This is a genomic window from Chelativorans composti (genome assembly GCF_039541695.1).
Taxonomy (GTDB): Bacteria; Pseudomonadota; Alphaproteobacteria; order Rhizobiales; family Rhizobiaceae; genus Chelativorans; species Chelativorans composti.
In genome coordinates this window covers 88,313-98,222 of record NZ_BAABGS010000071.1, presented here as the reverse complement: position 1 = coordinate 98,222, position 9,910 = coordinate 88,313, and the positions used below count along the sequence as shown (strand labels likewise).

9 protein-coding genes are annotated in these 9,910 nt (G+C 60.7%); 5 read left to right on the top strand and 4 right to left on the bottom strand.

The features are described 5' to 3' along the window. Positions 1–1,142 precede the first annotated feature (1,142 nt). A complete protein-coding gene (locus ABD906_RS13125; protein WP_345099870.1) occupies positions 1,143–2,717 on the bottom strand; it encodes a phospholipase D family protein in 1,575 nt (524 codons plus the stop codon). Between the two features lie 118 nt (positions 2,718–2,835). On the opposite strand from ABD906_RS13125, the gene ABD906_RS13120 reads away from it, so the two are divergent. The 5 genes from ABD906_RS13120 to ABD906_RS13100 all read left to right on the top strand — a co-directional run bounded on the left by ABD906_RS13120 (position 2,836) and on the right by ABD906_RS13100 (position 6,568). Further along, positions 2,836–3,717: an endonuclease/exonuclease/phosphatase family protein gene (locus tag ABD906_RS13120; protein ID WP_378188941.1), complete on the top strand. Its 882-nt coding sequence runs from the start codon at positions 2,836–2,838 to the stop codon at positions 3,715–3,717. Positions 3,718–3,944: 227 nt separating this feature from the next. Beyond that, positions 3,945–4,154: a COG4315 family predicted lipoprotein gene (locus ABD906_RS13115; RefSeq protein WP_345099868.1), complete on the top strand. Its 210-nt coding sequence runs from the start codon at positions 3,945–3,947 to the stop codon at positions 4,152–4,154. Between the two features lie 17 nt (positions 4,155–4,171). After that, positions 4,172–4,327, top strand: a complete 156-nt coding sequence (locus ABD906_RS13110; protein WP_345099867.1) for a COG4315 family predicted lipoprotein — start codon at positions 4,172–4,174, stop codon at positions 4,325–4,327. A gap of 275 nt (positions 4,328–4,602) precedes the next feature. Continuing rightward, complete coding sequence (locus ABD906_RS13105; RefSeq protein ID WP_345099866.1) at positions 4,603–4,986, top strand: COG4315 family predicted lipoprotein; 384 nt, start codon at positions 4,603–4,605, stop codon at positions 4,984–4,986. A gap of 292 nt (positions 4,987–5,278) precedes the next feature. Next, positions 5,279–6,568, top strand: coding sequence for a solute carrier family 23 protein (locus tag ABD906_RS13100; protein WP_345099865.1), 1,290 nt, complete (start codon positions 5,279–5,281; stop codon positions 6,566–6,568). 279 nt (positions 6,569–6,847) lie between these two features. Here ABD906_RS13100 and ABD906_RS13095 read toward each other — a convergent pair whose 3' ends face one another. From ABD906_RS13095 to ABD906_RS13085, 3 genes are all read right to left on the bottom strand, one after another. Then, the gene (locus tag ABD906_RS13095) at positions 6,848–7,780 is read right to left on the bottom strand and encodes a hypothetical protein (protein WP_345099864.1); all 933 of its coding nucleotides are present in this window, start codon (positions 7,778–7,780) and stop codon (positions 6,848–6,850) included. Between the two features lie 16 nt (positions 7,781–7,796). Next, positions 7,797–8,054, bottom strand: coding sequence for a hypothetical protein (locus ABD906_RS13090; RefSeq protein WP_345099863.1), 258 nt, complete (start codon positions 8,052–8,054; stop codon positions 7,797–7,799). A 259-nt stretch (positions 8,055–8,313) separates the two neighbouring features. Next, positions 8,314–9,657, bottom strand: a complete 1,344-nt coding sequence (locus ABD906_RS13085) for a hypothetical protein (RefSeq protein WP_345099862.1) — start codon at positions 9,655–9,657, stop codon at positions 8,314–8,316. Positions 9,658–9,910 lie beyond the last annotated feature (253 nt).

Sequence of the window (9,910 nt, the reverse complement as noted above, 5' to 3'; positions counted from 1 at the left end):
CTCACGCCCGGATGCTACTTTGAAAAGGACGTTGCTGCTCTGCTTGCATTGGCTGCTGCCGGCGCAAGATCAAGGCGTCGGCTTCATAACCGGAAGGGTGAGGAGAAGCACGAATCCATTCGTCTAGGCAAACCGCAGGTGAATGCCGGCAGGCGAACGGGAACGCAACGCCGCGGCAGGTCGGCTAGGGCTGCAGCTGTCATTGTCGCCAGCGGGCAGGTAGGGCGAATCCAGACCAATGACGGTGTTCTTCGCGGGCGCGGCGGGTCTTCTTGGCAGGGCTGACAAGGCTGCATGGGTCGGGGCCCGAGGCTCAGCGCGACCGCGCGTTCAGTTTGTCCACGGGCAGGCGGGTGCGGCCAGGATGAGCAAGCATTATAAACAGGGAGCTCATGGGTAGTCGCATGCTAGCAAAGTTCTTGAAGAGTACCGCACTCGCTGTGACTTTCCTTGCCGCGGGCGCATCCGCAGCGTTTTCAGCGTCGTTACAGTGCGACACGGCAATTGCCGAAACGCCGACCGCAGCCGTAGGCACCCAGACGGTGACAGCGCTGAAAAAGGCAACGATGGACTCAAGTTGGATTGGGACGGGTGGTGGATGCGAGATCTTCGACGTGGGCGATTCGACCGGTACGCTTGGGGATCGCCAGACAGCGGCCATTACGGTCTCAAGACCGCAGAACAATCGTACGAGATGGGTGTGCGAGGCAAAGTCTGATCCAGGTCGGGTCGAGCCCTACAAGCTTCGGGCGATCGCCATCTTCTGCCGCGTGAACGATTAGCAACGCGCAGGATAAGCGTTGTCCGGCTCCGGTTTTCCGCTGAACCCGCGGCCGCCGAAATCGGTCAGGTGGTTCAGAGCCCGGTAGGTTCTGGCCACCATCGAGAAGGATGGTAGCAACCCGGTATCCCGCTTCCGCGGATTTGGGGAGCGGCCTCCCCCGAGTGTTCGGCTTGCGAGAGGTTAACTTGCTCCGGCGCCGGAAACGGTGGCCCCGGTAATTGGCTTCTTCACCATGTCCATGTGCATGCCTGCAGAAGGATTCTGCAGGGACCGAACGCCTCAAGGGACGGTCTGGTGGGCATTGGCGGGAGCTCGCACTGGAAGCGGCGGCTTGTGATGTTCCGATGCCCGCGTTTGCCTACAGCTGCGATTCGATCGGCAGCAGCGTGATTGCGAAGGCAAGAAATCGGCGCGTCCAGCTCGCTTCCGGTTCGCGATCACGGATGGCGATGGCTGGTCCGGTGGGATCGTCGATCCATGAGATGCGATTACCGTCGAGGACGAGGCGGAAACTTTCGTCCGGACTCGTCTGGCGGGCAAAGACCACTTCCATCTCGTGGGCAAGGGGCGGGCTCTTGAACAGCACACCCATTTCGGTGTTGAGCGAGATGGACCGCGGATCGAAATTGAAGGAGCCGATGAAGCCATAGGTTTCGTCGACGATGAAGGCTTTGGTGTGCAGGCTCGCCGCCCTGCTGGAGCCGAACAGCGAGGGCCTTTCCCTGCGGTGGATCTGGGGGCGGAGCTCGTAGAGTCCCACGCCTCCCGCGAGCAGTCGCGCCCGGTAGCGAGCATAGGCTCCATGGACCGCCACCACGTCGGTCGCCGCGAGGGAATTGGTGGAAACCTGGACATCCACGCCGGCTTCCCTGAGACGCAGCAACTGCTCCACGCCTTCATTCCCCGGAATGAAATAGGGTGAGATGATGTGCAGGCTGCGCGTGGCGCAGAACATCACGGGAAAGATGGTCTGCTTGAGCCATGCGGCGGTGTGCCCGCCGGCAACCTTGCCGGGCGGATCGGAAACCACCATCACGTCATCACTCCAGTGAAACGTGAGCCTGCCGGGTAGAAGTTCGGCGCTGGCGCCGATCTTCCTGATCGCCTCGAGATAGGTGAGATGGTCGTGATGGGCGAGGTATTTCGCAATCTTCCGCCGCTCGCGCGCCAGCCGATGGCGGCGCGGCAGCAGGCTGTGGATCGGCAGGGCCGCATCGCTGTTCCAGAAGCTGTCGAAGATGGCCTCGGTCTGCCGGACGGCCGGTCCCACCAGCAGCAGGTCCATGTCCCGGAAGTTGGCCTCCGGCGAGGCGTCGAAATAGGCATCGCCGATGTTGCGCCCGCCAACGATGGCAAGCCGCCCATCGGCAATCCATGCCTTGTTGTGCATGCGGCGGTTCGCCGAGACGGCGCGCAGCATGAGTTCGAGGGCGCGGCTCACGGCATTCGTGCGCGAGCGTGCCGGATTGAAGAGCCGGAGGGCGATGTTGGGATGTTGGCTCAGCGCGCGATAGATCGGTTCCCGGCCCAGCGTGTTCATGTCATCGAGCAGGATGCGGACCCGCACGCCCCGGTCGGCCGCCGCCAGCACTTCCTGAAAAAGCAGTTTGCCGGTGAGATCGTCCTTCCAGTAATAATACATGAGGTCAAGGCTGCGCCCTGCGTTTCGGGCAGAAAGGGCGCGGCAGGCGAAGGCGTCGACATTGTCCGAGATGAGCGCCATGCCCGTCAGGCCGGGCTGCCGGGATGTGATGGCCGCGATGGAGCGGTCGAGAGCCGTTTCGCCGTCCTTGACCGGGATTGCCATTGAGACCGGGCCGCGGGCATTTTCGACGAAACGCCGATAGGAGCGCAGGACGAGGGCAACAGCGATCATCAGGGGAAGTAGGGGAGCCAGGATGATGACCGCGATATGCATGACTGGATCTGCCATCCGCCTGAGATCGTTGAAACCGATTGCAGCAAAACCGCCACGTGTGTGCTAATATTGGTATGGAACGCCAAATTGGCTACATGTATTAAGGCGTGACCGGCGAGAATTCTTGCGGGACATGCTTCGAGAGAAGGTCGCTCCATTGCAACTGAACGTGAAGCCACGCAAGAAACTGGTTCCCCTCGTCCGCTCCACGTTGCGGCAGGAGCGCAAGGCGTTTGTCGACGAGAACCATCATAACGAGCCCGGCGATCTGGTGGTCGCTTCCTACAACGTGCACAAGTGCGTGGGCGTTGACCGGCGATTTGACCCCGCCCGAACGGCCGAAGTCATCGCCGAGCTGCAGGCGGACGTCATTGCTCTCCAGGAGGTCGACCAGCGCTTCGGCCAGCGTTCGGGTCTCCTGGATCTGAATTGGATCGAGAAGAACACGGGGCTCGCGCCGGTTGGCGTGGTCGGCATCCGCGACAGCCACGGCTGGCACGGAAACATCGTTCTGGCCCGCAATGCGAAGGTGGAACTCCTGGCCCAGTTCGACCTGCCGGGTGCGGAGCCGCGGGGCGCCCTGTTGGTCGACCTGTCGCTTCCCGTCGGCGCCATCCGCATCATCGCGGCCCATCTAGGTTTGCTCCGGCGTTCCAGGCAGAAGCAGGTGCGCACGCTTTTGTCCGCGGCCGAAGCGAAGGATGGCCGGCCGTCGCTGCTGGTTGGGGATCTCAACGAGTGGCGTCTCGGCGGCCGCTCGTCCCTGCGGGCTCTTGCGCCCAAGTTCGGTCCCCTGGAAGCGGACCTGGCCAGTTTTCCGGCCCGTTTCCCGATCTGGCCGCTCGACCGCATTCTGGCGAGCCCCTCGAACATCGTCTCCCGGATTGAGGTACACGACAGTCCGCTGGCGCGTATCGCATCCGACCATCTGCCTATCAAAGCGCATGTGCGCGTGAGGCGTCGGAACAGCGAGCCCGAGGAGGCCTCGCCCGACCAGGTCGAGTCCGGTGAGTAAGCGGTTGTATCGCAGCCTACCCTGAACCAGACCACTGCAGTCTGCCTGCGGCGGGGTTTATACCCCTGCCCTTTCGGGCGCGGCAAACAATGGCGGGTGTCGTGTCTGCACCCGGAGATCTGTCACGAAGGGATAACGTCGAGTTTAGCTGTCAGGCAGGAACCGTTTATCTGCTCCGAACTTCCTTCCCCGGTGGGCTAAACCGCTTCACTCAAGGGAGAATTCGGATGCGTACGTTAATTGCAGCAACGCTCCTCGTTGTCGCAGCTCCTGTCGCTTTCGCGCAGACGATGCACGGCGGAGTCGTCATGGTTTCGGCGACCGAGAAGGGCAAGATCCTGACCGACAGCCATGGCATGACGCTTTACACCTATGATCACGACAGCAGGGCATGTCCGACTGCTACAATGAGTGTGCTGTCAGCTGGCCACCCCTGAAGGCGGAAACGAGCGCCATGCCGAAGGGCAAATTTAGCGTCATCAAGCGCAAGGACGGTACATCGCAGTGGGCCTACAACGGAAAGCCGCTTTACCTCTGGGCCGGCGACAAGAAGCCGGGTGAAACCAGCGGCGATGGTGTCGGCGGCGTGTGGCACATCGCGGTTGAGTGAAAATCGGGCCATCAGCCCGGTTGGCCCCGGAACACGGAGTACCCTCCCTCCAGCGGGTCGTTGCCCGCAACACGTGTTCCGGGGTTCCCGATGCAAAGCAGCCTAGTCAGCATTAGCGCCCGGAATGGGGGCCCGGAAGTGGGCTCCGGGATACGTCTGGAGCGGGCACAGTGGATGGTTCCGGCAGAAAAGTGGATTGGGACGGAGCGATTTGACGATTGCGGCGTTGGAAGTTCCGGCGGGGCGAATGTCCTTGTGGAAGGAGGAGGTGCAGCATGCGTATTGCAATCGCCGCTATTGTCATGGCCATGACCGTTCCATTTGCCCAGGCGCAGGACCACGCCGGTGGGGCGATCAAGGTTTCCGCGACGGACAAGGGCAATGTGCTCACCGACGCCAATGGCATGACTCTCTACACTTTCGACCGGGATGAGCCAGGAAAGTCGAACTGCTATGACACCTGCGCGACCAACTGGCCGCCTCTCAAGGCCGATGCCGGCGCACAGCCGGACGGCGACTTCACCGTGGTCGAGCGTACTGACGGTTCCGCCCAGTGGGCCTACAAGGGCATGCCGCTCTATCTCTGGGTAAAGGATGCAAACCCCGGCGACATGACCGGCGACGGCGTCAATGACGTCTGGCATGTCGCGGTGGAGTGACGCCTGAACGTCCGGTGGTCCTGGACGGCGCACAGGTTATACCCGGCACGCTGCCTGAAGCATCACGGTTCGGTGCCGGGTAGGTCTGCCTGCGGTTTCGCCCGCGTTGCCTTAAGTCCTGTCGGGCAGGCGTGCCGCGTGTGCGGGTGGCAGAACTGCGCAAAAGATGGGGAAAATTTCTTTCCTGCCGCACGGATAACACTTTTGTAACGGTCAGTGCCTCCGTGGCACTAGCCACGAACCGAATTTTGCCGCTAGTACCTCGGGATTTTTCCAACCCGAGGGGCTTCACATGGGATACTTCCCGAACTGGCGTCTGACCGACAACGAGATGGTCCTGCCGGATGAACGACTGCCCATGAAGGCAGCCGTTCCCATGGGCATCCAGCACCTGTTGGCCATGTCCGGCTCAACGATCGTCGCGCCGCTGATCATGGGCTTCGACCCGAACGTGGCGGTCTTCTTTTCCGGCATTGCAACGCTGCTCTTCTTCGTCATCACGGCCGGCCGCGTTCCGAGCTATCTGGGTTCGTCCTTCGCCTTCATCGCTGCGGTCATCGCAGTGACCGGCTATGCAGGCACTGGACCAAATCCCAACATCGCGCTCGCGCTGGGCGGAATTGTCGCCGCTGGTGCGGTTTATGCCCTGATCGGCATCGTCGTCATGATGATTGGCACCGGCTGGGTGGAACGTCTCATGCCGCCGGCGGTGACCGGCGCGATCGGCGTTTCCATCGGCCTCAACCTCGCCCCCGTGGCGGTCAATGGCCTCAAGGGAACGGCCTCGCACGTCACCATCGCGCTGCTGACGGTGCTGTTCATGGCGGTGATCTCGGCCTATGGTCCGCGCGCGACGCGCCGCGTGGCGGTGCTGCTGGCCATCCTCATTGGCTATGCGCTGGTCCTGGTGCTGGGTAACGGCATGGGTCTTGTTCCGGCCATCGACTTCTCCTCTGTGGCGGCGGCTCCGTGGTTCGGCCTGCCCAATTTCGTCGCGCCCGAGTTCAGCTGGCCGGCCATCACCATGATCGCGCCGATCGCCATCGTGCTCGTGGCGGAGAACCTGGGACACATCAAGGCCCTCGGCGCCATTACCGGCCAGAGCTTCGACCGCTATATCGGTCGCGGCTTCCTGGGCGACGGACTTGCCACCATGCTGGCGGGCGCTGGCGGCGGCACGGGTGTGACCACCTATGCCGAGAACATCGGCGTCATGGCCATGACCAAGGTCTACTCGACGCTGGTCTTCGTCATCGCCGCGGTGATCGCCGTCCTGCTCGGCCTCTCGCCCAAGTTCGGTGCGCTGCTGCAGACCATTCCGCCGTCGGTACTGGCCGGCCTGTCGCTCGCAGTGTTCGGCCTCATCGCCTCGGCCATGGCGCGCATCTGGGTCGTCAACAATGTTGACTTCTCCGACCCGCGCAACCTTTTCACGGTGGGCGTGGCGCTGATCTTCGGCGCTGGCGACTTCACGATCAACATCGGCAACTTCGCCCTTGGCGGCATCGCCACCTCGACCTTCGCCGCGCTGATCCTCTACCAGCTGCTCGGCATCGGCCGCGGTAAGGAGAAGGCTGCCTGAGTCTGCAGGCCCCCTCCCCTCATAGTGAAACTGTCGAGCCATGAGGGTTGATCAGAATGAGCGAAACGGCCCGGTGCCCGAGGGGGAGCCGGGCCGTTTGCGTGTTCGGTAGGCCGCTGGCGCCCCCCGTGTCTCCAATTCTTCTTGGCAACCGGAGGGAATGCGGGCGCTCTGGCAAGCAAATCTGCGCTTTGCGCTTCGCTTACCCTGGTCAGACCGGTTCCTGGCTCACATTCACCCGCAAGCCGCAATAGGCTGCCATGGACTGCAACGCCCCGCTCAACACTTCTCAGGGAACAGGTCATTGTATCCCGGATTCTGCTGGATCGCGCGGGCCCTCTTCTCGATCTCGTCGTAATGATTTCGGATGTAGCGGATGTACGGCCCGAGCTTGCCTTCCAGGACCGCTTCATCCCAGGCGTAGAGCGTGATCAGGAGCATGATGTCGTAAAGGCACATGTTGTGCACATTGTGCTGAAGCCAGCGGGCGGCGTACTGCGGATCCGTCAGAGGGTTGCGAAGCGTGGTTGAAATGTTCCATTCCTCGACGATGGAAACGGGCCGACGCTTGACCTCAAGGTCACGCGCGACGAGGACAGCCTGAAAAAGTTCCTGCTGAAGCACGGTGCGGGCAAGGATCCGCTCGGTCTCTGACTTCGCATCGGGGAAACCATTGATGGCCGAAAAGATTCGGGGGGGCTTGCCCGGCACCCCCAGTGTTACGACAAACCCTGGCAAGTGAGCCGGGATATAGCGGAGGTGATCCGCTGGAAGCGCCATGTCGTGCCTGGCCGTGATGAACATCAGGTCATCCAGTGTCGCGCGGGCCGAACCACCCTCTCCGTTGTGGTGAAAAATATAGAAGAACGTGGTCTCCGGGCATTCGGACACCTTCGCCCGGAACGACAGGTTCGGTTGCATCCATGTCTCGTTCCGGACCAGCTCGAAAAAGCGCGCAACGCGGCGTTCTGTTAGGGGATCGCTGGCGCCATAGGCGCACACGTCATATCTTCTGGCGAAGCGGGCAACGGGAAAACTGTCGTCAGTGGACCCCCGTGCCAGGGCATCGCGGAAAAGCGCCTGGAATTCAAGTGCAGGATCCCGTTGGCTTATCGTGAGAAGAAGTGCGACCGCGAGAGCGGCCGCGCCCAGCATGACGATCATGCCGATTGCAAGGCAAGCTTGCCTGCCGCGGGTGAGCGGGATGCTCATTGGAGCGCCCTCGGCTCTAGACCAGAAATTGCGAGCCGGTGTCGTCAAGAAAATTTGACCTGCCCGCATACGGGTCGTGGCAGGAGCCGCAGTTGAAACCAACGCCGGTCAGGCTGACTTCCGTCACATGGGATCCGATGTGCTTGGCAGCGTTTGTGATGCGGTCGAAGAGATCCATGTTGGCGGGATCCTTCGTTCCGTCGCGATTGACCTTCTCTGCCGTGTTTACACCGTACGAATTGCTCAGGTCAAAACTACTGCTGGTTTCATCCATGATCATTTGTCCCTAAAAGAAAATCTCGCAATTGAACGACAGTTTTCAACATGCGGCGGAGACAATATTACTGTTGATAAATCTTTCTAAATGGTAGAATAGAAATAATAGCCGGTTGGTGTTGAATATTCCGGAAACAGGTATGTTTTATTAATTTGACGGATTGACGTTTCGCCAATTCATTCAACGCGAGCCTCTTGCACGGTAGGCCTACAGTCGTCTTTGGCAAATGGGGCGATACAGGCCTGGCGCCCCTCCCCTACGGCAGCCCGAGCTCGGCCACTTCCTGAGCACTCAGTTCCGCTTTCGTGTTCGTGTGGTAGCGAATGAAGTTGGGCCTGTCCTTGGTGTTTTCCCTGATGTTCTCGAACAGCAAGTGGAGGGCATTTGGTCTTGTCATAAGTTCCTGAATTTCCTCAACGGAAAAGCTGATGAATTCAGCGTCGTCAAAAATGTTTACGTTTCGGTGACACTGTACTTCAATGTATTGTGAGTTATCTTCGCCGTAGAAGGAGATAGCGCGTTCGGCAGAAATCTTCTGCTCGGGGGTGAGCTTGATGTCCGTGGCGCGCTCGACGATGGGATCGAGGCGGCAGAACGGGTCTGGTTTCGGCGTGACGTCGGGCAGGACATCCTGGTCGAGCAGCTGCACGATGAGCCGGTCGAGGAACGGGAACATCGACACGTCATAATAGCAGGCAGCGAACGGTTCGTCGGCCACGAAAAGGCCCGTCGCTTCAGCGATTGACCGGAAGAAGGGATGCGCCTCCGTTTCTCGCAATGCCTCCATTCGCGTGTGCTGCACGATAAATGTATCGAATGGCGTAACGGTGCAGAAGGGTTTCAGATCATTTTTCAGCACCACATAACTGCTGCCAAAATCCTGGCGTGCTCCTCCATTGGGGTGCTGCATCCAGTCCAGGGCAAAGTACGTGGGGTTTGTCCATCGAGCGGGGTGGATCCCCGCCAGATCCGGAAACAGGTCGGGAGAGTGGAAATGATCGGTTTCGACGATCACGCGCGTGCGGAGGTAAATCTGACAATCCAACTCTTCCTCGGGGCTGCCGGCATCATCGATCTCCGCATCATATCTGTCATGGGCGGTAAGAATTCGTCCGCGTGACTGGACGAATTGATAGACGTCCAGCCGGTCGAGGGAGAAGTTCCAGGTCACGCGACTTTCCCGCAAGAAGGCAATTATTGCCTCGCGCGCCCGATTTGCATCGTCGCGGCTCAGGCCATATCGGCGGGTCAGCTTGTTGAGGGCAAGCCGGCGGTCGCCGGGGAGCTCCTCGATGAGGTGACGCCGTATCGCTTTTAAAGGGGTATCAACTTCTTGGTGGGGCAATGCCGCGATCGCGTCGAGTTCTTCCTGGGTGGCGTACTCCAGGGTCGGTTCCGGGCAATCTGCCTGTTCCGGTTGAACGCCGAGGCGCTCTGCCATCTCGTTCATGCCCAGCCGGCGAAGCAACCGGTATTCCTCCAGCAGGTAGTATTGTGTTGCCTCATAGGGAAACGTTCCGCCGCAAACGGCGGTTGAGGTGGACGCATCGTTGGTGAACGAGGTGAGGACATCCGTTTCGCGCGAGTTCCACGTCAGCAAATCCGACTCCGACACGTCGAAGGTGGAAGTGGATGCGGGTGTAGGCGGAGGCGGTGGCGGTGGGATAACCTCAGAACTGTCACTCGCTTCGCCTGGCGAGGAGGCTTCAGCGCTGTTGGGGGAAGTCTGATCCGAGAGAACTTGGCTAGGGTCGTAGAAAATGGAACGTATCGGTGATAGGCACATCGCAGCTTTGGCTCGGCGTGGAACAGGATCGCGTCGGTATCTGCCTCCAATCTACTGACTGAGGATG

Bases quoted from the DNA above. Each gene is read 5' to 3' on its own strand.
- ABD906_RS13125 (WP_345099870.1), bottom strand. From the start codon at position 2,717: ATGGCAGATCCAGTCATGCATATCGCGGTCATCATCCTGGCTCCCCTA.
- ABD906_RS13120 (WP_378188941.1), top strand. From the start codon at position 2,836: ATGCTTCGAGAGAAGGTCGCTCCATTGCAACTGAACGTGAAGCCACGC.
- ABD906_RS13115 (WP_345099868.1), top strand. From the start codon at position 3,945: ATGCGTACGTTAATTGCAGCAACGCTCCTCGTTGTCGCAGCTCCTGTC.
- ABD906_RS13110 (WP_345099867.1), top strand. From the start codon at position 4,172: ATGCCGAAGGGCAAATTTAGCGTCATCAAGCGCAAGGACGGTACATCG.
- ABD906_RS13105 (WP_345099866.1), top strand. From the start codon at position 4,603: ATGCGTATTGCAATCGCCGCTATTGTCATGGCCATGACCGTTCCATTT.
- ABD906_RS13100 (WP_345099865.1), top strand. From the start codon at position 5,279: ATGGGATACTTCCCGAACTGGCGTCTGACCGACAACGAGATGGTCCTG.
- ABD906_RS13095 (WP_345099864.1), bottom strand. From the start codon at position 7,780: ATGAGCATCCCGCTCACCCGCGGCAGGCAAGCTTGCCTTGCAATCGGC.
- ABD906_RS13090 (WP_345099863.1), bottom strand. From the start codon at position 8,054: ATGGATGAAACCAGCAGTAGTTTTGACCTGAGCAATTCGTACGGTGTA.